This window comes from Streptosporangium sp. NPDC004379, assembly GCF_042873875.1.
Lineage (GTDB): Bacteria > Actinomycetota > Actinomycetes > Streptosporangiales > Streptosporangiaceae > Streptosporangium.
Map to the genome: position 1 here is coordinate 61,564 of NZ_JBIAMC010000006.1, position 22,728 is coordinate 84,291.

Sequence of the window (22,728 nt, forward strand, 5' to 3'; positions counted from 1 at the left end):
GCCCGGCGACCACCGGGCCGGCGGCCGTCAAGCGTCACGCCGGGTCGTCACACCGGGCGGGTCACGCCGGACGAGCCGGCCGGGCGGGTCGCGCCGATGAGGTCACCGCGCCACATCGGCGCGATCCGCACGACGTCCCCGGTCTGCGGGGCGTGCACCATCAGCCCGCCGCCGATGTAGATCCCCACGTGCCGGACGTCCGCGGGGTTCCCGGTGAGCCGGCCGAAGAACAGCAGGTCACCCCGGTGGAGCCGGTCGAGCCGCACGCGCCGTCCCGACGACCACTGGGATCCCGTCCAGTGGTCCAGCCTGATCCCGGCCCGCTCCCACGCCCGCATGGCGAGCCCCGAGCAGTCGTAGCCGCGGGGCCCGCTGGCGGCCCAGACGTACGGCTTGTCGAGCTGTGTGAGCGCCCAGTCGGCGACGACGTCGCCCGCCGTCTGCCACGGAGCGGGGTCGAGCCACCAGTCCGGCTCAGGCCACCCGCCGTCCGCGCCCCGCCCCCAGGGGCCGCCCCCGGCACGCTCCCGCAGGCCACGGCCTCCGATGGCGCGTTCCCCGGCGACACGCTCCCCGGTCAGGCGGGTCCCGGCGAGGCGGCTTCCGGCGGCGTGGGCTCCGGTCACGCGGCCTCCCGCGAGACGGTTCCCGACGGCTCGGGCTCCGGCGGGACGTCCCGTCCTGAGCGCGCCCGCCGGCCGTCGGACCCACCGGTCCGCCCCGGCCCATCCGGCCGGACCCCCGGTACGGCCCAGCACCGCGCGCCGCACGAGCCTGATCCCGCCGTACGCCCACGGGCCCGCGGATCCACCCCGGACGAACCCCAGGGGACCCACCGGCCCCACGCCGGCACGGCCGCGCATCGCCGCTGCCGTGCCTCGGGCACCGCCGCGTGCCGCATGCCGTACGGTCCCGGTACGGCCCGGCCGCGCATGACCGGCGTGCCGGGTGCGGCCCGGGTCCACATATCCGGCATATCCGGTGTGCCCGGTGCGGCTCCGCGCGGCGCGCCACCGTCCGGAGAGGCGGGCCGCGGCGCTCCTGGCCGCGGAGGCCCGGTCACGCAGAAGGGTCCGCTCGGCGGCGATCCGCCGTACCTCCGCCAGCTGGGCGGCGGCGGCCGTCTCGGCCTCGGCCCGCTCCGCGGCGGTCCGGCTCGCCGCCGAGCGGTGCCGCGCGTGGACCTCCTCGGCGCGGGCTTCGAGCGCGAGGAAGAAGTCCAGGGCCCGCCGTAGCCCGTCGAGCCTCCCGGGCGACGACGGCGCGTCACCCGTCCCGGAGGGAAGGACCTCCCGGAGAAGGGGAACGGTGAACCCGGCCGGGAAGTCGTCCGCGAAGGGAGCGGCGGGCGACGTCGGAAGAGCCGCGCCGGTGGGAAGGGCACGCGCGGGGAGGTCCGCGCGGGAGGGGACGGGCCACGACGAGGGACCCGGACCCGAGGAGAGGGAAGGGCGCTGCGGGAAGCCCGCCGGAGGTGAGGCGGGGTCCGTCGGGGAGGCGACCGGGAAGGCGGACCGGGACGACAGGCCCACCGGGGGTCGGGCGGGGTCCGTCGGGGAGAGGGCCGGGAAGGCGGACCGGGAGGGGAGGAGAGCCGGGGCGAGAGCCCCGTACCGGTCGGGGAACCCGGCCCGTTCCAGCTCGGCCCCGGCCTCGCGGACCCGCTCGCCCGCCTGTTCGACCAGCGTCCGGGCCCGGGCCGCCTCGGCCAGCTCGCCGTCATGGATCTCGGTCAGCGTCTTCACCCTGGCGGCCAGTCCGGCGGATCTCTTCCGGGCGCTCGCGAGCCGGTCGGCGGCCGCGCGCGCCTGTTTACTTCGCTCGACGGCTCTGGACCGGGCCTCCGCCACCTCGTCGGCGGACGGGCCCGGCCTGCCCTGTCGCGCGTGGGCGGGCAGGCCCGCGCCGGTGATCAGGCAGCAGGCCAGGCCCGCCACGGCCACGGCGTGGCAGCGTCGTCGTCTCTTCCCCGCGGAACGCATGCGTCCAATCTCCGAATCACCGTGTGGCGCTGTGCGATGCACGTCACAGCGTGATCAGCGTGATCACCGATTGCCTCAGGATTCCCACTCGTCACTCTGTGCACACATTTCACTCACACACTGCGATCATTCCGGAGACCCGTGGGGCGGACCGGGGGCCGATGACCCGGGGGTGCCCGCGGGGCCCGCCCCGGACGGGGCCGGCGTGGCCGGGGTGGGCGGGGTGGGCGGAATAGGCGGAGTGGGCGGCGTGGACGGGGTGGGCCGGGAGCCGGGCGGGCAGGGCAGGTCGGGCCGGGCCGGGTGGTCATGCTCTCGCCGCTGGGGCTCCCGCGACCCGTCGTGGCGAGGAGGGCGTTCCCCGGACGCGGGAGGACCGGGCCGGTGAGGGCCGGACACGGGAGGATCGGGCCGCCCGCCCGACCCACCGGAGCCTCCCGGACCTCCGGGACTTCCGGGCCGTCCGCCCGAGCCGCCGTGGCCGCCAGAGCCGCCAGAGCCGCCCGGCCCGGTGACCGGTCCGCCGGCCGGGTCCTCACCGGACACGCCGGTCGGGGTGGGCCGAGCGGAGGGCGCCGCGGTGGGCCTTGTCGTAGGCCCTGTCGTGGGCCCTGTCGTGGGCCCTGTCGTGGGCGCCGAGGTGGGTCCGGTCGTGGGCGCGGGGACCGGCTCGCGGCCCCGGGTGGGAGCCGGGGTGGGGACCGGCGGCGGCAGGGGCTCCGGAACGGGGCCGCCGAGGTGCCGGCCGTCCGCTCCGCCGAGCCCGGTGAAGGCGATCGGCGCGATCGGCCGGGCCGGTTCGGATCCGGCCGGGTGCGCGACCTCCCGTCCGTCCAGGGAGCCCAGGGCCGCCGGGGGTCCGGCCTGGCCCGAGGCCCGCGGCAGGAGCAGTCCGGACGGCTCCCCGGTCACCGGCCGTGCCTCCGGGGCGCCGGCGGCGTCCTCCCGGAACTCACCGATGAGCTGGACGGACATCAGCGCCACGGCGGCCGTCGCCGCGAGCGCAGCCACCGCGCCGGCCACAGCGCGAGCCCTGCGGCCTTTCCGGAGATCCGGGCGGCCGGGAAACCCGGCGGCGTCGAGCAGGCCGGCCCTCCGGGCGACGTAGCGGCGGTAGGGGACGAGTTCGGGGTCGGTGAAGGAGCTCATCACCCGCACGCGCAGCGTCCCGGGCGGCACGACAGGCGGCAGGACCGCGAGGACCTTGCCCGCGGAGACCTGCCGGGCCCGGTGCGGGGCGCAGGCGTCGCAGCCGCTCACGTGGCGGGCGGCCCGCCGCCGGGCCTGCGGGGTGAGGCGGCCCGGCGGGCCGTCCAGCGACCGCGCCAGGTCCGCGCAGTCGTGGTGGTCCCGGCGGGCGAGGACCTCGATCGTGATCGCGTCGCGGAGCCGCTCCCGTGCCGCGTCGTCCATCGCGCCGGCTTTCCTGGCCGACACTCCCAGCACCCGCGCGAGGTCGGGGACGGACAGGCCGTGCCGGTTAAGGAGTTCGAGGACCTCCTGATCCTGCGGGGACAGACTCCGGACGGCGTTCCACGCCGACGCGGCCAGGCCGGCGGCGCCGTCTCCAGGGAGGACCGGAGCGGCGCCGCCGCCCGGGGACGCCGGAGCGGCCGTTCCGGGTCGGGGGGAGCCTGGCCGCGCGGTCTCCCGCCCCGGGGACGCCGGCCCGGAGGACGTCCGGTCCGCGGCCCCCAGACCGGGCATCCCCGGCTCCGGGACCGCCGCGGGGCGTCGCCGTACGCACTCCCCCCGAGCGAGTGCGTACAGCCACGCCCGCAGGCGGGCGGGGTCGGCGAGTTCGTGGATGCGGGCCTCCGCGGTGATCAACGTGTCGCGGAGCGCCACCTGAGTCCCGTCGGGGCCGCCGAGCATGAACCAGCAGTATTGGTAAAGGCCCGGGGCGTGGAAGTCGTACAGCGCGGCGAGAGCGCCGGGCTCGCGCCGGCGGAGGGCTTCGACCAGAACACCGTTGTCCATGTGACAGACGGTAAATGATTGGTAACTTAAAGTTCTACCGATTCTTGCACGTTGACGGCCGTTGTCAGCGTTCCGTCTGCGAGGCGGGCAGACGGTTCGCTCGGCACCGGGGTGGATTTCTCTGGCTTATGGGGGTTCACGGTGATCCGCCGGATCCGTGGCGCGGCCGGGCCCCGGTCACCGAGGCCGGGCCCGGACGGTCGGGACCGGGCCCGGCCCCGCGGTCAAGGGCGGGCGTCGGCGGTGAGCGTGGCGGGCCTGCCCCGGTCCTTGGCGAAGGGCGCCGTGGTCGGCTTGGCCGTGTTGACCGGGGCGATGCCACCGAGGGCCAGTACATCGTACGGGCGGCTGGTCGATCCCCAGGTGCCCGCGTGCACCTCGGCGCGGTCGATCTTCCCCGTGTCCGGGACGCTCTGGATGTTCAGGATGAACCTGCGTTTGGCGTCCGCCCGGACGTCGTCCACGAACGTGCTGCCCCCGCCGAGCAGCCTGCCGTTCCGGTCCCGCAGGAGCGCGGTGACCACCAGGTTCCCGGCCGGAAGGTGGTACGGCGAGCCGACGTACCCGGTGACGAGGTAGCCGTGTTCCTGCCGGGCCGTCAGGACGCCCGTGACGGGAAAACGCTCGAACGCCGAGGCGATCCGGGCGGCCGGGTGCCACTGGGCGGAGCTGTAGGTGACGCTGACCTGTGAGGGCTTGCGCGCGGCGGTCGTCTGGCCGCTGAAGGGGAGCGTCCCGCCCGGCGGCACCGCGTCGAGTTGCTGCTCGGTCCGCACGACCTCCCGGCCCAGGGCGTCCTTGGCGACCACCGTGGCCACCACGTGCTCCCCGAAGTGCCAGGGGTTGGCGTTGGAGAGCACGCCGGCCCAGTTCACGACGTAGCCGTCGTCGCCCTTGACGACGGAGGAGACCTGCTCCCTGACCGTGAGCGGCCGCAGAGGTGCCGCCTGCCGCTTCTCCGTGCCGGAGGAGCATCCGGCCAGGAGCAGCAGGGCTATAACGCCGACGATTCGGGTGCTGTGCGTCACCCCATGGTGATAACCCGTATTCGGGACGCACCCCCAGGGGACACGCGGGGAACGGCGGCATTCTTTACTCCGCCCCGGCGGCCCCTACCTCGCGCGGACCACCCGGCTCTCGTCCCAGACCGGCTCGGGGGTCTCGTAGACCTTGCCGTCGGAGCCGAACACCAGGTAGCGGTCGAAGTCATCGGCGAACCAGCGGTCGTGGGTGACCGCGACCACGGTGCCGTCGAAGGCGTCGAGCCCCTCCTGCAGCGCCTCGGCGCTGGCGAGGTCGAGGTTGTCGGTCGGCTCGTCGAGCAGCAGCAGCGTCGTGCCGGACAGCTCCAGCAGCAGGATCTGCAGCCGCGCCTGCTGACCGCCCGACAGCGTCTCGAACCGCTGCTCGGCGACGTCCCCGGCCAGCTCGTAGCGGGCCAGCGCCTTCATCGCCTCGTTCTTCAGCCGGGCGTGCTCGGTCATGACGATCTCGCACGGCGTCCGGCCGGTCAGCTCGGGACGGGCGTGGGTCTGGGCGAAGTGACCGGGCACGACCCGGGCCCCGAGCCTGGCCACGCCGGCGTGCCGGACGTCCTCACCGGCCATCAGGCGCAGGAAGTGGGACTTGCCGGAGCCGTTGGAGCCGAGGACGGCGACCCGCTCGCCGTACCAGATCTCCAGGTCGAACGGCTTCATCAGGCCGGTGAGCTCCAGGCCCTCGCAGATGACGGCCCGCTTGGCGGTCCGGCCGCCCGCCAGGCGCATGCTGATGAACTGCTCCTTGGGCGCGGCCTCGGGCGGCCCGGCCTCCTCGAACCTGCGCAGCCGGGTCTGCGCGGAGTGGTAGGCGGCGGCCATGGTGTCCATGTACTTCGCCTTGTTCTTCAGCGTGTTGACCAGCTGCCTGAGCTTGGCGTGCTCCTCGTCCCAGCGCCTCTTCAGCTCGTCGAGGCGCTCGTTGCGCTCCCGGCGCGCCTGGGCGTAGGTGCGGAAGCCCCCGCCGTGCACCCAGATGTTGCCCGACTCGACGGTGATGATCCGGTCGGCGGCGTTGGCCAGCAGCTCCCGGTCGTGGCTGACCAGCACCACGGTCTTGGGCGTCTCGCGCAGCGCCCGCTCCAGCCAGAGCTTCCCCGGCACGTCGAGGTAGTTGTCCGGCTCGTCCAGCAGCAGCGTCTGATCGGGCCCGCGCAGCAGCGCCTCCAGCACCAGCCGTTTCTGCTCGCCGCCCGACAGCGTGTTGACCTCGCGGTACTTGCACCGGTCGTACGGCACGCCGAGCGCGGCCATCGTGCAGGTGTCCCAGAGCACCTCGATGTCGTAGCCGCCCGCGTCGGTGTAGTCGGTGATGGCCTGCGCGTAGCGCATCTGGGCCTTCTCGTCCTCGCGCTCCATCATCACGAGCTCGGCGGCCTCCAGGCGCTCGGCGGCCCCCCGTACGCGTTCGGGGGCGACGCTGAGGAGCAGGTCGTGGACGGTCCGCCCGTCGCGGATGCCGCCGATGAACTGCCGCATGATCCCGAGCCCGCCGGAGCTCGCCACGCTTCCGTCGACCGGCTGGAGGTCGCCCGCGATCAGCCGCATGAGCGTGGTCTTCCCGGCTCCGTTGGGGCCGACGAGCGCGGCCTTGACCCCGTCGCCGATCCGGAACGACACGTCGTTCAGCAACGGCCGCCCGTCCGGCAGCACATACGTCAGATGCCCGACCTCGACGTGTCCCACGGCGTCTTCCCTCTCTCAAGTCCCCGGGAAGGGTACCCGCCAACCGGTCCGGCGGACATTCCGATTTTCGGCCGGTACGGCCTGACGGTCCGGTGGTCGCGCTCATGACGACACGGCGAGGGGTCGCCCGGACGACCGCGGCGGGCGAAGGGTTCCACAGAACCTAGCGGCCGCTGCCCGAGATGACGCCGCTGTAGGAACCGATCACCCTGACCTGGCCGGGTTCGGCGGTCTTCGGCGGAATGTGGGCGGCGACCTGGATCAGGTCGGTGAGCTTCATGTAGGTGTGGTACCTGCCGGGCAGGAGCCCGTTGTCGCGCTGCTGGACGTAGTAGCGCTCCGGCCCCTGGCGCACGTTGTAGAGCCTGGTCCGTTCGACGGTGGTGAAGGTGAGCGCTCCGCCGTCGGCCGTGCGCAGAGCGTAGGAGGGGTACGCGGTGGCCGGGCGGACGCTCTCGGTGAGCTTGGCGTACCGGTTCATCTCGATACGGCTGGACGCGGCGTTGGCGGTGAGCCGGTCGGCGGCGAAGCGCCTCTTGGACGTCGCGGTGCCCTTGCCGGCCAGGTGGACGGCGTAGCTCCTGGCGAACGCGGCGGGGGACATCATCAGTCCGGCGCTGTCGGACTGGGCCACCTCCGCGGTCGTTCCCGAGGCGTCCGTCCTGATCTCAGGGAGTTCGTCCGTGGTCAGGCCGTCGGAGACGTCGGGGGCGTACATCTGCCGCCAGGACTCTCCGTCATGGGCGAACAGCAGGTACGTCGGCTTCTTGGCGGTCTTGTCCTTGCTCTTCCAGTACGCCGTGGTCAGGAACCAGCGGCCCTTCTCGGCGGACGGCACGGTGTGGGTGAGCTTGGTGTAGGCGAACGGCAGATAGCCGCGGCCGCCGAGCTTGCGCTGGGAGGCGTAGCCCGCCTTGTCGATGGCGAAGCTGGATCCGCCTTCGTACCCGGCCAGCAGCTTGTCGCTCATGGCCTTGTTGGCGGCGTTGTTGCGCTTGATGTAGTTCTTCAGGACCGAGGCGGTCTCCTGTGCGGTGACGGGTGCGGCCGAGGGTGTCGGGGTGCCGGTGACCGGTGTGGGCGACGCCTGCTCCGGGCCGGCCCCCGGCAGGCCGGCGCATCCCGCCACGGCCAAGCATCCAACCAAACACACCAATCGCCGCATTAACTCCACCCCGTGTATTTAATGATTAAAGTGCACAAAGCTATCAGTTCTCGTCGGACGAAAACCCCGAGGACCGCACGGACGAAGAAACGCCGCCCGGCCTCGGCCCGTCCCACGGCGTCCGCCCTCCTGAGGTCTCCGAGCAGGGGACAGGCCGATCTCCCCGGGACGGAGGGCCGGTACCGCCATGGACCCGCGGTCCGCGGAGGGAGGCGCCGACGTCCCGCCACCGTCCAGGACACGGTCCGCGCCGCGCGCGAGGACATCTAACGCGCTTCCCGGCACCGGACCCGGCGGTCTTCCCAGAGATGCTTGTAGGGTCGGCGGAATGAGGATCACCGTCCTTGGAGCGTGCGGGGCGTGGCCGGAGGCGGGGTCGGCGTGCAGCGGACACCTCGTCGAGCACGACGGGTTCCGGCTGGTCATGGACCTGGGCTACGCCACGTTCCCCCGCCTGCTGGAGCACGTGGCGGCCGGGCGGGTGGACGCGGTGTGGATCAGTCACGGGCACCCCGACCACTGCGTGGACCTCAACCCCCTGCTCCGCGCCCGCGCCCTGGGGGACGAGCCGGTTCCCGCGCTGCCGGTGTTCGCGCCGCCCGGGGCGCTGGACGTCGTACTGGCACTGGACAAGCCGGGGATGCTGGCCGCCTCCTACGCCCTCCACGAGGTCGTCCCCGGCGACGCGTTCGAGATCGGGCCTTTCAGAGCCGGCACCCGCCCGCTGCCCCACCACGTTCCCAACGCGGGCATCCGGCTGGAGGCGGACGGCGCCGTCCTGGCCTACACCGGCGACACCGGGCCGAGCCCGGAGGTGGTCGAGCTGGCACGCGGCGCCGACCTGCTGGTGGCGGAGGCCACCTACGTCGACGAGGTGCCCGGCGGGGATGCGCCCTACCTCACCAGTGCCCGGCAGGCCGGCGCGCAGGCGGCCCGGGCCGGCGCGGGCCGCCTGCTGCTGACCCACCTGTGGCCGGGAACCGGTCGCGAGGCGGCCCGGCGGGCGGCGGAGGCGCGGTTCGACGGCGAGACCGGCGTCGCCGAACCCGGACAGGTCATCGACCTCGGCCGCTGATCCGGCGTGACGCGGCCGTTCCCCGCCCGGGTCCCCGGATTTCCCGCTTGAGTCTCCAGCGGCTGGAATTCGTAGCGTCCACCCGACGAACCGATCAGGACCGAGGGGTGGAGCATGCCGCCGAGAAACACGTTGTTCGAGACCACGATCCATCTCGACGCGGGCAACGCGGCCGTGGCCGAGCTGGGAAAGGCGCTCGGCCCGACCGGGGTGAACCTCGTCGCGGTCAAACGCGAGTACGACGAGAACACCGCGGCGCGGCGGGGCGAGGTCGTACCGGTCGTGATCACCGTGCTGGAGGATCGATCGTTCCGGCTGCGGTACAAGACGCCGCCGACGGCGTTCCTGATCCGGCAGGCGCTGGGGACGAAGGGCTCGGCCCGGCCCGGCCACGACCGGGCCGGCACGCTGACCGTCGAGCAGCTCAGGGCCATAGCCGTACGGAAGCTTCCCGATCTGAACACCACGGACGTCGAAGCCGCCATGCGCATCATCGCCGGTACGGCACGCTCGATGGGCGTGGCGGTCGAAGCGGGATAGCGGCCGTGCCCAGGAGGCCCCGGCCACCCGTGCTGCCGCCGTTCCGTGAACTGGACCCGGAGCTGGAGCGGGCCGAGCGGCTGCTGGAGGCCGGCTCCCTCGGCCGGGGCGGGCTGGCGTCCGTGCTGGCCGCACTGCCCGACGAGGACGCCGCCGCCGGCGAGCTGAACGAGACTCTGGCGCGCTACGGCGCGGTGCCGAGGCTGCGGAGGGAGGGCGGACGGTGGCGGCTGGTGGTCCTCACCGAGCGGTCGCCGTCCGGGGAGACGGCCGCGGCAGCCGCGGCGCTCGCCGCGCTGGTGGCCGCCGCCGGGTGGGAGCGGGTCAAGAGGTGTGTGGTGACCGGCTGTGGCCGGCCGTTCGTGGACCGCACCAACGGCCGCACCCGGCACCGCTGCGGCGAGCACGTCCGACATACCGGCTCCGGTCCCCTCTGACCGCCGCGCGACATGCCGCGAGACCGTCGGCTCCGGGTGGGACCGGCTGTGGCCGCAGGCGCGCCGCCACAGCCGACCCCGACCCATGGCGTGACCGGCCGCCCGTCCCACGGCCGTCCCGGTCCGTGCTCCGGCTCACCGGCGCCGGGAACCGGCCGCGAGGTGGCGGAAGGATCAGGGACGTTTGGCGACGGACAGCAGGGCCGCCGCGTCCTCCAGCGCCGTCACACTGTGCCGGGCCTGCGGGACGATGATCAGGTCGCCGGCGCTTCCCTCCCAGGAGGTCTCGCCGCTGTCCAGCCGCAGCCGTCCGCGCAGCACGAGCAGCGTCGCCTCGCCGGGATTGTCGTGCTCTGCCAGGGTGGTGCCCTCGGTCAGGGCGAGGACGGTCTGCCGCAGGACGTGTTCGTGCCCGCCGTACACGGTCGCGGCGCTGCGGCCGGTGGCGGCGGTCGCGGCGCGTTCGAGGTGTTCCCGGGCCAGGGCGTCCAGCGAGAGCTTCTGCATGGTCATCAGTCTGCCACCGGGGGGTGACGCGGCCGGGGACACGGCTCGCCGCGTCCGTGACCGGCCCGGCCTCCCGGCGCCTTCGCCGGGCCGGCCGTGCCCCGCGGTCATGACGGTTCCGGGGACGGGTCCGGGGGCGGATGATGGCGGGGTGCCGGAAACCCCCCGCTTCGCCCGCGTGCCCGTCGTCGTGACCGCCCTGGCCGTCTTCGCCGTGCTGCTGGCCGTGAGCCCCCGCTACGGCTACCACCGGGACGAGCTGTACTTCCGTCTGCTGGGCGAGCACCCGGCACTCGGGTACTTCGACACCCCGCCGCTGACCCCGATGATCGCCCGCGTCTCGATCGGGCTGTTCGGGGACGGCGTGACCTCGCTGCGCGTCCTTCCGGCCCTGATCGCGGCCCTCGTGGTGGTCCTGACGGCCCTGCTGGCCAGGGAGCTGGGCGGGGGACGGACCGCTCAGGTCCTCGCCGCGGCGGGCGTCGCCACCGCGACCATGGTCCTGGTCGCCGGGCACACCCTGCTCACCCTGAGCATCGACCTGCCGCTGTGGGTCTCGGCGGTCCTGTTCTGTGTCCGGGCACTGCGGGGTGACGGGCGCTGGTGGCTCGCGGTGGGGGCCGTCGCGGGCGTCGCGACCTACAACCGGCAGCTCGTCGTGCTGCTCCTGGCCGCCGTGGGCGTGGGCGTGCTGGCCGCCGGCCCGCGCGACGTGCTGCGGGACCGCCGGATCTGGTTCGGCGCGCTGCTGGCTCTGGCGCTCGCCGCGCCCAACCTGGTCTACCAGGCGACGCACGGCTGGCCGCAGGTGCAGATGGCCGCGGCGCTGGAAGCCGACGACGGCGCGGAGAACCGGGTCATGTTCGTGCCGCTGCAGGTCCTGCTGCTTGGGCCGGTCCAGGCGGTGCTCCAGGTGGCCGGCGCCGTACGGCTGTGGCGGGAGCCCCGCCTGCGGTGCCTCGTCCTGGCCTACGCGGTGGCCTGCGCGCTGATGCTGTACTCGGGAGGGCGCGCCGACTACGTCGTGGGCATGCTCGTGCTGCTCTTCGCGGCGGGCTGCGGCCCCGCCGAGCGGTGGATGTCCGGTGCGGGGCGTACGGCGGAGCATCCGGCGCGGCGGCCGGTGGAGCGGACGCCGGAGCGGACGGGGCGGCCGGCGGATCAGATGGCGGGGCGCCCGGTGGGGCGCCCGGTGGAGCGGGCGGTGGGGCGCCCGGTGGGGCGGGCGGGGCGGCGCGCGTTGCTCGGCGGGTCCCTGGCCGCCGGCGCGCTCGTTTCGGCCGTCGTCGCACTGCCGGTCGTCCCGCCCGCGTGGCTGGAGGGGAGCCCGGTCGCCGCGCTGAACGAGGTGGCGCGCGAGTCGGTCGGCTGGCCGGAGTTCGCCGCGCGGGTCGCCGCCGTGGTCCGGGATCTGCCGCCGGCGGACCGCGCGCGGGCCGTGCTCCTCACCGAGAACTACGGCGAGGCCGGGGTGCTGGCCCGCTATGCCCGGCAGTACGGTCTGCCCGCCGTCTACAGCGGCCACAACGAGCTGTACCGGTACGGCCCGCCGCCCGCCTCGGCACGGGTCGCGGTGGTCGTGACCGACGCCCCGGTCCGTTACGGGCGGTCGTTCGCCTCGTGCGAGCGGCGCGGCCGGATCGACAACGGCGTCGGGCTGTCCAACGAGGAGCAGCACCTGCCGATCCTCGTCTGCCACGACCCCGTGGCGCCGTGGGACCGGTTGTGGCCGCGGTTCCGCCACTACAGCTGACCCCGGTCCACGACCGCTCCGGGCCCGTGGCAGGGCCACCCGTCCACCGCGTGACCGTCCCGGGTGACCGGTCCGGGCGACGGGTACCGGCGACCGGCTCGGAAGCGACCGGACGGCGCGGCGGTCCGGCCGGTCCCGGCGGCGTGGGGACGGCGGTCAGGCCGGGCCGGTGGAGGCGCGGACGTGGAGCTGGGCGGGGACGACCACCGGCCCGGTGGCCGGCTCGCCGGACAGGCGGGCGATGAGCAGTTCGACGGCCGCCCGGCCGGTCTCCTCCGGCGCGAGGTCGAGCGCGGTGATCGCGGGAGAGGCGATGCGGGTCTGCTGCGCGTCCGACCCGGCCGTCACGAGCAGGTCGTCCGGCACGGCCACCCCGAGCAGCCGGGCCTCGGCGAGCAGGCCCGCCGCGTGGCGGCCCGTCTGGCAGTGGACGGCGTCCGGCCGCTCCCCCGTGCCGGTGAGCAGCCGCCGGGCGGCGTCGCGCCCGCCGTCCTCGCCGGCCGCCTCGGGGACGCGCAGCACCCGCGCCGCCATGGCGTGGCGGGCGGCCCACTTCCGGTAGGCGTCCTCGGAGTCGACGTTCCAGGCGTTGTCGTCCGTACCGGCCAGGAAGGTGACGCGCCGGGCGCCGCGCGAGCGCAGCAGGTCGAGCATGCGCCCGGTCTCGTCGGCGTCGTCGGTGCCGACCCAGTCGGTGAAGTCCGGCCGCCCGGGGTCGCGGCCCACCGTGACGACCGGCATGGACGCGTCGAGGAGCCGGGTGAGGACCGGGTCGTCGCGCGTCGGGTCGCCGATGACGTAGCCGTCCACGCCGAGGGCGGCCCGGGAGACGTCCGAGCGCGTCAGGTCGGGCACCAGCATGAGCCCGAGGCCGTGGTCGAGCGCGGTGACCGCCGCCGCGCCGGCGAACCGGACGAAGTAGTCGACGCCCTCGGGGATGTAGGAGCCGATGGAGTCGAGGGGGCGCATGTCGAGGCCGAGCACGCCGGTGCGCCCGCGGCGCAGGCCCCGCGCCATGGGGTGGGCGCGGTAGGCCAGCCGCTCGGCGACGGCGAGCACCTTGCGGCGGGTCTCCTCCGAGGCCGTTCCCTTGCCGTTCAGCGCGTGGGAGACCGTGGTGACCGAGACTCCGGCTTCGCGGGCGACGTCTCTGATCGTCGCGCGCACGGCGGGGAGCGCCTCCTTCGACATAGGTAAAGAGTAGGACACAAAACCTTTTACTAGGGGTTTTTCTCCGATACGGTCCAGTTTCCAAAACGTTTTGTGCGTGGTACCGCCGCCGATCGCGTCGCAGGGGCCACCCACCGCCCCGAGGCGCGGACGGTCACCCGCCGTCCCGCCGCGGGGCCAGACCCCCTTTGAAGTGTTCGGAGGACAAGGATGCGTATACGTGCGACGGCGGCCCTCGCCGTCACGCTCGGCCTGGGCCTGACCGCGTGCGGCGGCGGAGGATCCGGCGGCCCGGCCGCCCCCGCCGGTCCGGCGGCCGCGCAGAAGACCGGCGACCTGATCGTCACCACCCCCGCGGCGAAGGGCGAACTGGACAGGGCCACGTGGAACCTGCCGTTCGGCGAGCCCGCGTCGCTCGACCCGATCAAGGCGTTCAACTACCCCGAGAACACGGTCGTGGCCAACCTCTGCGAGGGCCTGATGCGGCTCGACCCCGACTACTCGGTGAAGCCCAACCTCGCCGAGAAGGTCGCCACCCCCGACCCGAAGACCTGGGTCTACACCCTGCGCGAGGGCGTGACCTTCTGGGACGGCGAGCCCATGACCGCCGACGACGTGGTGTTCAGCCTCCGCCGCCACCTCGACCCCGACGAGGGCAGTTACTGGGCGTCCGACCAGATCACCGGCAACATCGACTCGATCGGCAAGACCGGCGAGCACGAGGTCACGATCCGGCTGAAGAAGCCCGACGCAACGCTCAACTCCTACATGGCCACGCCCGTCGGCGTGGTCGTCGAGAAGGCCCAGCGGGAGAAGGCGGGCTCCAAGTACGGCACGCCCGAGGGATCGGTCATGTGCACCGGCCCGTTCAAGGCCGCCTCCTGGGAGAAGGGCTCCAAGATCACACTGGAGCGCAACGACGCCTACTGGGACGCGGCCCGCAAGGCCAGGACGAAGCAGCTCGACCTGCGGTTCATCGTCGACCCGGGCGCGATCGCGAGCGCGCTCGACACCGGCGCCATCGACGGGTCCTACGACGTGCCCGTCGGCGCGCTGGACCGGCTGTCGGCGTCGCAGAACGGAAAGCTCTACCTCGGCAGGTCGCTGCAGACGGTCGCCGTCATCAGCACCGGCAACGGCCTCCTCGGCGACCCCGCGGTACGGCGTGCGCTGGCGACGGCCACCGACCGCGAGGCGATCGCCCAGACCGTGTTCGCCGGGACCGCCCAGGCGTCGCGCTCGCTGGTGCCGCGCGGCGGCTGGTCCTACGGCGACGAGGTGTTCGGGCCCGCCTACGACGCCCTGCCGGACACGAAGAAGAACGTCGAGGAGGCGAAGAAGCTCGTCGCGGGCAAGACCGGCGGCGCGCCGATCACGATCGCCTACCCCAGCGAGCGCCAGTTCTACGCCGACATCCTGTCGGAGGTGGCCAACGCCGGCCGCGAGCTCGGCCTCACCATCCAGCCCAAGGGCGTGCCGAGCGCGCAGTACGGCGCCTTCTTCTCCGACGCCAAGGCGCGCGCCGGATACGACGGGTTCATGACGACGAACTACATGGACATCCCCGACCCGCTCGCCTTCCTGCGCACGATCGCCGCCAAGGGCGGGTCGCAGAACTTCAACGGCTACGAGGACCCGCAGGTGCAGGACCTCATCGGGAAGGCGGCGGCCACCGCCGACGACACCGAACGCGCGAAGATCACGGCGGAGATCCAGGCGAAGGTCATGGAGCAGACGCCCTGGATCCCGATCGCGGCCCCGGCCGTGCAGCTGTTCCTCAACAAGCGGGTGACCGGGGTCCCGGCCTCGTTCGTCTACCTCTACTACCCCTGGGCGGCGAGCCTGGGGGCGGCCTGACCACGACCGGCCCGGGGCGCGGCGGCGCGCCCCGGACCCCCGTAACGGAGTCCTCGTGCAACGCTTCGTGATCCGGCGGCTCGGTGCGCTGGCCGTCACCCTCCTGTTCTCCAGTTTCGTCATCTACGGTGCGATGTACCTCGCGCCCGGCACCCCCGAGAGCTTCCTCGTCCAGGGCCGGACGGTCAGCCCCGAGGTCCTCGCCTCCATCCGCGCCCAGTACGGCCTGGACGACCCCTTCCTGCTGCGCTACTGGCACTGGCTGACCGGCGTGTTCACCGGCGACCTCGGCGAGTCCCTCACCACCCGCCAGGACGTCGCCTCGCTGCTGGCCTCCCGCATCCCCACGACCGCCTGGCTCACCGCCTACGCCGCCCTGCTGATCGTGGTGTTCGGCGTCGTGGCCGGGGTGGTGGCGGGCCTGCGCGGCGGCCTCGCCGACACGGCCGTGCTGCTGGGCTCCAGCGTGGGCTTCGCGATTCCCACCTTCTTCGCGGCGCTGCTGCTGATGAGCGTCTTCTCCGTGACGCTGGGCTGGTTCCCGGTCTTCGGGGCCGGCTCCGGCCTCTCCGACCGGGTGCTGCACCTGACGCTGCCCGCGGTGGCGCTCGCGCTGCCCGCGGCGGCGGTGGTCGCCAGGATCACCCGCACCGCCGTGGTGGAGGAGCGCGACACCGAACACGTCTCCGTCGCGCTGTCCCGCGGCGTCCCCTGGCGTACGGTGGCCCGCCGGCACATCGTCCGCAACGCCATGCTGCCGGTGACGACGATCGTCGGGGTGAACATCGCCGCGCTCGTCGCGGGCGCGACGGTCGTCGAGCACGCCTTCACCCTCGACGGCGTCGGCGCGCTGCTCATCAACGCCGTGCAGCAGAAGGACTTCGCCGTCGTCCAGGCCGTCGCCCTGGTCCTGGTCGCGGTGTTCGGCGTGGTCAACCTCGTGATCGACGTCCTCTACGCGGTGATCGACCCGCGCGTCCAGCTCGGAGGTGAGAGCGCGTGAGCGCCGTGTCCCCCGTACCGGGTCCGTACGACGGAGGTGGGGCCGCGTGAGGACCACGACCCTCGCCCCACCCACCCGGCGGCCCGGCGGCCTGGTCGGCAGGCGGCTCGGCGGTCCGGCCGGGCGGCTCGGCCCGCTCGGCGTCGCCGCGGTCGCGGTCGCCGCGCTGCTCGTGCTGGCCGCGCTGCTCGCGCCGGTGCTCGCGCCGTACGACCCCGACATCGGCAGCATCGTCCAGCGCTACCTCCCGCCCGGTCCCGATCACCTGCTCGGCACCGACCAGTCGGGCCGCGACCTGCTGTCCCGGCTGCTGTACGGCGCGCGGACCAGCCTGCTCGGCGCGGCCGCCGTCGTGGTGATCGCCGGGGTCGGCGGCACCCTGCTGGCGCTCGTCGCCACCTGGTTCGGCGGGCGCGTGGACGCCCTCGTCGGCCGGGTGCTGGACCTGCTGTTCGCCTTCCCCAACCTGCTGCTGGCGATCATCGTCGTCGCGGTGTTCGGCACCGGCATGGCGCAGGCCACGGTCGCGCTCGCCATGGCGTACGTGCCCTACACCGCGCGGGTACTGCGCAGCGTCGCGCTGCGGGAACGGCGGCTCCCCTACGTCCAGGCGGCCGAGCTGCAGGGTCTGTCCGGGGTCACGGTGAGCGGGCGGCACCTGCTGCCCAACATCGCGCCGCAGATCCTCACCGGCGCCGCCATCAACTTCGGCTACGCGATGATCGACCTGGCCGCGCTGTCGTTCCTCGGCCTCGGCGTCCAGGCGCCGACCGCCGACTGGGGGCTGATGGTCTCCCAGGGGCAGGACTCCCTGCTGCAGGGACATCCGCAGCAGAGCCTGCTCGCGGGCACGTGCATCGTCGTCGCGGTGGCCGCGTTCAGCGTCATCGGCGAACGGCTCGGCGGCCGCGCCGCGGGAGGCAGGGCATGAGCGTTCTCGAACCCGGCACGGCGGAGCGCGGCACGCGCGTTCCCGAGCTCGGCACGGCGGGACGCGGCACGCGCGTTCCCGCACCCGGCGCCCCGGGAGGTGCGGCATGAGCCTTCTCGAACTCGATGACGTCCGTCTCGCCGTACCGCACCCCTCCGGGGACCGGACGCTGCTGCGCGGCGTCTCGCTGTCGGTGGCGCCCGGTGAGGCGCTCGGCCTGGTCGGCGAGTCCGGCTCGGGCAAGTCGATGACGCTGCGGACCGTGCTGCGTACCGAGCCGCGCGGCGCCCGCGTCACCGGCCGGGTGCTGCTGGACGGCCGGGACGTGCGCGGCCTCGGCCCGGCCGACCTGCGCCGGGTGCGCGCCGAGTCCATGGCGATGATCAGCCAGGACCCCCGGGCCGCGCTGAACCCGCTGCTGCGGGTCTCGCGGTTCCTCGTCGAGGGACTGTGCGACGCGCGGGGGCAGGACGAGCGGACGGCCACCCGCCTGGCCCGCGACCTGCTCGCGCAGGTCGGGATCACCGACGTGGACCGCTGCATGAACTCCTATCCCCACCAGCTGTCCGGGGGCATGCTCCAGCGGGTCGTCATCGCCGCCGCCGTGGCGGGCTCGCCGCGGCTGCTGCTCGCCGACGAGCCGACGACCGCGCTCGACGTGACCACGCAGTCGGAGGTCATGGCGATCCTCGACGAGCAGCGGCGCGAGCACGGCATGTCGATGGTCTTCGTGACCCACGACCTGGAGCTGGCCTCGGCGGTGTGCGACCGGATCGCCGTGATGTACGCCGGGGAGATCGTCGAGGTCTCGACCCCGGAACGGCTCCACGCGGCGCCGCGGCACCCGTACACGCGCCTGCTGCTCGACTCGCGGCCCAGCCTCACCGCGCGGGCCGCGGTGCTCCCGGTCATCCCGGGACGGCCGGTCGCCGCGTACGAGGCAGGCGAGGGCTGCGCGTTCGCCGGCCGCTGCCCCTGGTCGGAACCCGGGTGCACCGGCGGTGAGATCCCGCTCGTCCGGGACGGTGACCGCGCCGTACGGTGCGCGCGCGAGGAGGAGCTGGCGGGCGAGCTGGCCCACGCGACGGGGACGGAGGCGACGGCGTGAGCGCTTCGGACGGGAACGTCATCGAGATCAGCGGGTTGCGCAAGCGGTTCGCCACCGGCCGGGGCGCGGGACGCCGTACGGTCGACGCCCTCGACGACGTCAGCCTCACCGTGGCCGGCGGAAGCTGCCTGGCGGTGGTCGGCGAGTCGGGGTCGGGCAAGACGACCCTGGCCAGGATCCTCGTCGGGCTGGAGGCGGCGGACGAGGGAGAGGTCGTCCTCGCCGGGCGCCCGGTGGCCCGGCGACCGCGCCGGGCGGAGCGGCGGGCCCGCGCCCGGGACGTCCAGATGGTGTTCCAGGACCCCAACGGGTCGCTGAACCGCCGCCGCACCGCCGGATCGGCGATCGCCGAGGTGCTGACGGCCCACCACCGGGTCACCGGCGCCGAGGCGCGCCGCCGCGTCGAGGAGCTGCTGGAGCAGGTCGGCCTGCGCCCCGCGCACGCCCGGTCGCTGCCCGGTGAGCTGAGCGGCGGCCAGCGGCAGCGGGTGGCGATCGCGCGGGCGCTGGCCGCCGAGCCCCGCGTCCTCGTGCTCGACGAGGCGGTCGCCGCGCTCGACGTGTCGGTGCAGGCCCAGGTCCTGAACCTCCTGTCGGAGCTCCGGCGGGACCGCCGGCTCACCTATCTGTTCATCACCCATGACCTGTCCGTCGTACGGCAGGTGAGCGAGGAGGTCGTCGTCATGCGACAGGGCCGCATCGTGGAACGCGGGAGCACGGCCCAGGTGCTGGACGACCCGCGGCACCCCTACACCAGGCTGCTGCGCGACAGCGCTCCCCGGCCGGGATGGCGGCCGGTCCGCGCCGCCGGACGCGACGCCACGGACGGACGCGACGCCGCGGAGGGGCGTGACGCCACGGAGGTCGAGGCGTGAACCACCGCCCGCATCCGCTGCTGGAGGAGACCGGCCCCCGTGCCCGCGGCCGGGAGCGGGGACGCCGGACCGCCGCCGGGATGGCCCGGACATGGCGGACGTACGCCGACCTCTTCGACGCGACCGCCGCGACCGGCGGCAGGTCGCTCGACGTCCCCGCGCTCGCGCTGGCGAGCGTCGCGGCCACCCGCGCGTGGGCGCCGGACCTCGCCGAGGAGATGGAGGGCGTGGCCGAGGGCGCGGGTGTGCCGCTGTGGGTCGTCGCCGCGCTCAACGCCCGGACCGAGATCCTGTCCGAGGCCGCCGCGGTCCGCGCGGGCGAGTGCTCCACGCTGGTCCATGTGGGGACCTCCCGCACCGCAGGCGGGCAGAGCTGGGACTGGCACGAGGAGCTGGCCGGCGGCTGGCACCCGCAGTCGGTCCGCGGCGCGGCGGGCGACCCGGCGGACGGCGGCACGCTGGCGTTCACCGGCATCACCGAGTACGGCATCCTGGGGAAGATCGGGCTCAACGAGGCCGGGGTGGGCGTGCTGTTCAACATCCTCGGCCACACCGGCGACGGCGCGGGCGGCGTGCCCGTCCACCTCGTCGCCCGCAGGGTGCTCGGCTCCGCGGCGTCGTTCGACGACGCGATCGACCTCATCACCGGCGCCCCCGTCTCCGCCTCCACCGTGATGACGGTCGTGACCGCCGGCCGGGCCGCGTCGGTCGAGGTCAGCCCGGCGGGCGCCGCGGTGGTCCGTCCGGACGCCGGGGGCTGGCTGGTCCGCACCAACCACTTCCAGGACCCGGAGCTGGCAGCCGGGGAGCACCGGGGACGGCTGGAGCCGGAGACCTACGACCGGCTGCGCGTGCTGGGCGAGCGGGTCCGCGGGCGCGACGGGATCGGCGGCCCCGGGGACCTCGCCGCGCTGCTCACCGTCCACCCCGGCGACGGGGCCGAGGTCTGCTGTCACGCCCCGGCCGACGGACGGCTCGGCACCCGGTGGGCGACCCTCGCCACGGTGCTGGTGGAGCCGGCAGCCGGCCTGTTCCAGGTGCACGACGGCGGCCCCTGCACGGCGGGACCCGGGACATGGGAGACGCTCGCCGTCCCCGCGCGGTGATCCGGCCGGCCGCCCGTCCCGAGGTGATCGGTGCGGCGGATCACGCCGGACGAGCCGCCGTCCCGAGGTGATCGGCACGGCGGATCGCGCCGGACGAGCCGTACCGATCCGGCGGGAGCAGGCGGGCGGGGGCGGGACGAGCGGGAACGCGGTCGCCTGGACTCCGCCGGGGCGCGGTCAGGGGTTTCCCGGGCGGACCAGGCCACTGCGGTAGGCGATGACGACGAGCTGGGCGCGGTCGCGGGCGTCCAGCTTGGTCAGCAGCCGGCTCACGTAGGTACGGGCCGTGGCCGGACTGATGAAGAGCGCCTCCGCGATCTCGGCGTTGGAGCGGCCCAGCGCGATCTCGGCGAGCACCTCGCGCTCCCGCTCGGTCAGCCCCGCGACCAGGCCCGGATCGAGCCGCCCCGACGCCTCGGCCACCGCGTTCAGGACCCGCTGCGTCACCGCCGGGGACAGGAGCGCGTCACCGGACGCGACGGTGCGCACGGCCTCACGCAGTTCCTCGGGGCCGGTGTCCTTCAGCAGGAACCCCACCGCGCCCGCCCGGATCGCCGCGAACAGGTACTCGTCGGTGTCGAAGGTGGTGAGCACGACCACCCGGACCGGGCGCAGCCGGTCGTCCGCGACGATCCGCCGGGTCGCCTCGATCCCGTCCACACCGGGCATGCGCACGTCCATCAGCACGAGGTCGGGCCGTAGCGCCCGCGCCGTCGCCACGCCGGACGCGCCGTCGTCCGCCTCCCCCACGACCGTGATGTCCGGCGCCCGCTCCAGCAGCGCACTCAGACCGGTGCGGACGAGGTACTGGTCGTCGACGAGCACGACCCGGATGACCTGCCCACCGCCGGCCCGCCCGCCGCCGGCCCGTCCATCACCGGCCCGCCCATCACCGGTCTGCCCGCCGCCGGCCCGATCGGCGATCATCGGGCGGCCCCGGCGGCGTCCGCGCCGATCCGTCCCCGTGGCGCGAGCGGAAGCGTGACGGCCACCCGGAACCCTCCGTCCGGGCCGTTCCCGGTGCGCAGGGCGCCGCCGAGCACCGCCACCCGCTCCGCCATGCCGAGCAGCCCGCGGCCCTCCCCGGGCCTGCTCCCGTGCCCGGTGGCGCCCCGGCCGTCGTCGGTGACGGTTATCACCAGCTCGGCGCCGTAGCGGACCAGCACCTCGGCTGAGGCTGCGCCCGCGTGGCGCAGCACGTTGGTCAGCGCCTCCTGTACGACACGGTAGGCCGCCGTGTCGATGACGCGCGGCAGGTCCACCGGCTCGCCCGCGATCCGCAGCCGTACGGGCAGGCCGCTGTCGCCGGCCGTACGGACCAGCCGGTCGAGCTGGGCCAGCCCGCCGACCGGCGCGAGGACGCCGTTCCCGTCCGTCCCGCCGTCCCGGCCGTCTCCGGAGTCGCCGCGCAGCAGCCCGAGCGTCGCGCGCAGTTCCCTCATCGCCTCCCCGCCGGCCTCCCGGATCACCCCCAGGGCGGTGGCCGCCGCGGGCGGGTCGTCCTCCAGCGCCTCGGCCGCGACCGCGGCCTGAACCGAGATGACCGTGACGGTATGGGCGAGGACGTCGTGCAGTTCACGGGCGATCCGCAGCCGTTCCTCCTCCGCCCGCAGCGCCGCCGCGCGCTCCCGTTCCGCGGCGGCCCGCGCCTCCCGGTCGCGGATCTCGGCGCGCAGCAGCCGGCGCGCCCTGATGCCGTCGCCGAGAGCGATCATCGCGACCATCAGCGCCACGGTCGAGGCCAGTTCCAGCCCGAACAGGTAGGCGGGGTCGTCTCCCTCGCGGAACCGGAAGAAGGTGGACAGCGCGGTCACCGCCGCGGCCGTCCCGGCCGCCCACCTCCACCGGCCGTCCTCGGCGGCGGAGTACAGGGCGCCCGCCAGCGGCAGCGCCAGGCCGACCGGGGGGAACCGCAGGACGTAGTAGGCCACCAGCCCGGCGGCGGTGACCAGCAGGACCGCCACCGGGAACCGCCGGCGCGCGAACATCAGCGCGCCGAACGTCACCGCGAAGAGGTAGGCGGTCACGGGCGGCGCCGTCTCGCCGCCGACGTCGGCGCTGATCGCGACGGCGTTCACCGCGGCGACGGCCGCCCCGATACCGGCGTCGACGGCGACCGCGCGCATCCGGGATCTCCCCATGCGTGCAGTTTATGGAGGTCACTCCGGGTGCCGCCGCCGTCCGGAGGCGTATTCCGGCACCGGCCGGATACGCCGGGAGGCGACATCGGACGGCGATCGGAGCCGCCCGGAGGCGACACCCGGCGGCACTCCGAGCCGTCCGGGTGCGACACCGGCTGTCGCGTCCGGCCCGCTCGGGCACGACATCCGATGACGTTCCGATCCGCCCGGAGGCGACACCCGGCGGCGCTCCGAGCCGTCCGGACACGACACCCGATGACGCTCCGAGCCGGACGACCGCGAGCCCCGTGACGCCTAGGTTCTGTTCCGTGGGCCACCCGCCTGACCAGCCGTGACAGACGGAACGGGCCGGACGGCCCACGGACCCGGACCCGG

General features: G+C 74.5%; 19 protein-coding genes. 10 read left to right on the forward strand and 9 right to left on the reverse strand.

Annotated features, from left to right (window positions below; all coding sequences use genetic code 11):
* Positions 1 to 47 precede the first annotated feature (47 nt).
* The 5 genes from ACFYSC_RS14765 to ACFYSC_RS14785 all read right to left on the reverse strand — a co-directional run bounded on the left by ACFYSC_RS14765 (position 48) and on the right by ACFYSC_RS14785 (position 7,814).
* Positions 48 to 1,982, reverse strand: coding sequence for an NlpC/P60 family protein (locus ACFYSC_RS14765; protein ID WP_389961230.1), 1,935 nt, complete (start codon positions 1,980 to 1,982; stop codon positions 48 to 50).
* 126 nt (positions 1,983 to 2,108) lie between these two features.
* The gene (locus ACFYSC_RS14770; protein WP_389961232.1) at positions 2,109 to 3,962 is read right to left on the reverse strand and encodes an RNA polymerase sigma factor; all 1,854 of its coding nucleotides are present in this window, start codon (positions 3,960 to 3,962) and stop codon (positions 2,109 to 2,111) included.
* Between the two features lie 224 nt (positions 3,963 to 4,186).
* On the reverse strand, positions 4,187 to 4,990 hold the full coding sequence (locus ACFYSC_RS14775; RefSeq protein ID WP_389961234.1) for a hypothetical protein: 804 nt from the start codon (positions 4,988 to 4,990) through the stop codon (positions 4,187 to 4,189).
* A gap of 84 nt (positions 4,991 to 5,074) precedes the next feature.
* Positions 5,075 to 6,685 carry an ABC-F family ATP-binding cassette domain-containing protein gene (locus tag ACFYSC_RS14780; RefSeq protein WP_389961236.1) on the reverse strand — a complete coding sequence of 537 codons (1,611 nt, stop codon included), beginning with the start codon at positions 6,683 to 6,685 and terminating at the stop codon, positions 5,075 to 5,077.
* Between the two features lie 163 nt (positions 6,686 to 6,848).
* Entirely contained in the window at positions 6,849 to 7,814 is a 966-nt protein-coding gene (locus ACFYSC_RS14785) for a hypothetical protein (RefSeq protein WP_389961238.1), read from the reverse strand.
* Between the two features lie 364 nt (positions 7,815 to 8,178).
* Here ACFYSC_RS14785 and ACFYSC_RS14790 point away from each other — a divergent pair, with 364 nt between their 5' ends.
* The 3 genes from ACFYSC_RS14790 (at position 8,179) to ACFYSC_RS14800 (ending at position 9,902) form a co-directional block, all read left to right on the forward strand.
* Positions 8,179 to 8,925, forward strand: a complete 747-nt coding sequence (locus tag ACFYSC_RS14790) for an MBL fold metallo-hydrolase (RefSeq protein WP_389961240.1) — start codon at positions 8,179 to 8,181, stop codon at positions 8,923 to 8,925.
* A 114-nt stretch (positions 8,926 to 9,039) separates the two neighbouring features.
* Complete coding sequence (locus tag ACFYSC_RS14795) at positions 9,040 to 9,465, forward strand: uL11 family ribosomal protein (protein WP_389961242.1); 426 nt, start codon at positions 9,040 to 9,042, stop codon at positions 9,463 to 9,465.
* 29 nt (positions 9,466 to 9,494) lie between these two features.
* Entirely contained in the window at positions 9,495 to 9,902 is a 408-nt protein-coding gene (locus tag ACFYSC_RS14800) for a hypothetical protein (protein ID WP_389961244.1), read from the forward strand.
* Between the two features lie 174 nt (positions 9,903 to 10,076).
* Here the strand turns inward: ACFYSC_RS14800 and ACFYSC_RS14805 are convergent, their stop codons facing one another.
* Positions 10,077 to 10,409, reverse strand: coding sequence for a cupin domain-containing protein (locus ACFYSC_RS14805; protein ID WP_362933848.1), 333 nt, complete (start codon positions 10,407 to 10,409; stop codon positions 10,077 to 10,079).
* Between the two features lie 151 nt (positions 10,410 to 10,560).
* On the opposite strand from ACFYSC_RS14805, the gene ACFYSC_RS14810 reads away from it, so the two are divergent.
* Positions 10,561 to 12,162 carry a glycosyltransferase family 39 protein gene (locus ACFYSC_RS14810; protein ID WP_389961246.1) on the forward strand — a complete coding sequence of 534 codons (1,602 nt, stop codon included), beginning with the start codon at positions 10,561 to 10,563 and terminating at the stop codon, positions 12,160 to 12,162.
* A 156-nt stretch (positions 12,163 to 12,318) separates the two neighbouring features.
* On the opposite strand, the gene ACFYSC_RS14815 is transcribed toward ACFYSC_RS14810, so the two are convergent.
* A complete protein-coding gene (locus tag ACFYSC_RS14815; protein WP_389961248.1) occupies positions 12,319 to 13,353 on the reverse strand; it encodes a LacI family DNA-binding transcriptional regulator in 1,035 nt (344 codons plus the stop codon).
* 189 nt (positions 13,354 to 13,542) lie between these two features.
* Between ACFYSC_RS14815 and ACFYSC_RS14820 the strand changes: the two genes are divergently transcribed.
* The 6 genes from ACFYSC_RS14820 (at position 13,543) to ACFYSC_RS14845 (ending at position 20,212) form a co-directional block, all read left to right on the forward strand.
* Positions 13,543 to 15,189, forward strand: a complete 1,647-nt coding sequence (locus tag ACFYSC_RS14820) for an ABC transporter substrate-binding protein (RefSeq protein ID WP_389961250.1) — start codon at positions 13,543 to 13,545, stop codon at positions 15,187 to 15,189.
* Between the two features lie 55 nt (positions 15,190 to 15,244).
* A complete protein-coding gene (locus ACFYSC_RS14825; protein WP_389961252.1) occupies positions 15,245 to 16,192 on the forward strand; it encodes an ABC transporter permease in 948 nt (315 codons plus the stop codon).
* Between the two features lie 46 nt (positions 16,193 to 16,238).
* Positions 16,239 to 17,123, forward strand: a complete 885-nt coding sequence (locus tag ACFYSC_RS14830) for an ABC transporter permease (protein WP_389961254.1) — start codon at positions 16,239 to 16,241, stop codon at positions 17,121 to 17,123.
* A gap of 106 nt (positions 17,124 to 17,229) precedes the next feature.
* Positions 17,230 to 18,231: an ABC transporter ATP-binding protein gene (locus tag ACFYSC_RS14835; protein ID WP_389961257.1), complete on the forward strand. Its 1,002-nt coding sequence runs from the start codon at positions 17,230 to 17,232 to the stop codon at positions 18,229 to 18,231.
* Positions 18,228 to 19,106: an ATP-binding cassette domain-containing protein gene (locus tag ACFYSC_RS14840; RefSeq protein ID WP_389961259.1), complete on the forward strand. Its 879-nt coding sequence runs from the start codon at positions 18,228 to 18,230 to the stop codon at positions 19,104 to 19,106. Before ACFYSC_RS14835 ends, ACFYSC_RS14840 begins: the two co-directional genes overlap by 4 nt.
* Positions 19,103 to 20,212 carry a C45 family autoproteolytic acyltransferase/hydolase gene (locus ACFYSC_RS14845; RefSeq protein WP_389961260.1) on the forward strand — a complete coding sequence of 370 codons (1,110 nt, stop codon included), beginning with the start codon at positions 19,103 to 19,105 and terminating at the stop codon, positions 20,210 to 20,212. The genes ACFYSC_RS14840 and ACFYSC_RS14845 overlap by 4 nt, the downstream gene beginning before the upstream one ends.
* Before the next feature lie 177 nt (positions 20,213 to 20,389).
* Here ACFYSC_RS14845 and ACFYSC_RS14850 read toward each other — a convergent pair whose 3' ends face one another.
* A complete protein-coding gene (locus tag ACFYSC_RS14850; RefSeq protein ID WP_389961262.1) occupies positions 20,390 to 21,139 on the reverse strand; it encodes a response regulator in 750 nt (249 codons plus the stop codon).
* Complete coding sequence (locus ACFYSC_RS14855; RefSeq protein ID WP_389961264.1) at positions 21,136 to 22,353, reverse strand: sensor histidine kinase; 1,218 nt, start codon at positions 22,351 to 22,353, stop codon at positions 21,136 to 21,138. Before ACFYSC_RS14855 ends, ACFYSC_RS14850 begins: the two co-directional genes overlap by 4 nt.
* Positions 22,354 to 22,728: the final 375 nt, after the last annotated feature.

Coding starts and splice junctions, on each gene's coding strand:
- ACFYSC_RS14765 (WP_389961230.1), bottom strand. CDS start 1,982: ATGCGTTCCGCGGGGAAGAGACGACGACGCTGCCACGCCGTGGCCGTG.
- ACFYSC_RS14770 (WP_389961232.1), bottom strand. CDS start 3,962: ATGGACAACGGTGTTCTGGTCGAAGCCCTCCGCCGGCGCGAGCCCGGC.
- ACFYSC_RS14790 (WP_389961240.1), top strand. CDS start 8,179: ATGAGGATCACCGTCCTTGGAGCGTGCGGGGCGTGGCCGGAGGCGGGG.
- ACFYSC_RS14795 (WP_389961242.1), top strand. CDS start 9,040: ATGCCGCCGAGAAACACGTTGTTCGAGACCACGATCCATCTCGACGCG.
- ACFYSC_RS14805 (WP_362933848.1), bottom strand. CDS start 10,409: ATGCAGAAGCTCTCGCTGGACGCCCTGGCCCGGGAACACCTCGAACGC.
- ACFYSC_RS14815 (WP_389961248.1), bottom strand. CDS start 13,353: ATGTCGAAGGAGGCGCTCCCCGCCGTGCGCGCGACGATCAGAGACGTC.
- ACFYSC_RS14820 (WP_389961250.1), top strand. CDS start 13,543: ATGCGTATACGTGCGACGGCGGCCCTCGCCGTCACGCTCGGCCTGGGC.
- ACFYSC_RS14835 (WP_389961257.1), top strand. CDS start 17,230: ATGAGCCTTCTCGAACTCGATGACGTCCGTCTCGCCGTACCGCACCCC.
- ACFYSC_RS14850 (WP_389961262.1), bottom strand. CDS start 21,139: ATGATCGCCGATCGGGCCGGCGGCGGGCAGACCGGTGATGGGCGGGCC.
- ACFYSC_RS14855 (WP_389961264.1), bottom strand. CDS start 22,353: ATGGGGAGATCCCGGATGCGCGCGGTCGCCGTCGACGCCGGTATCGGG.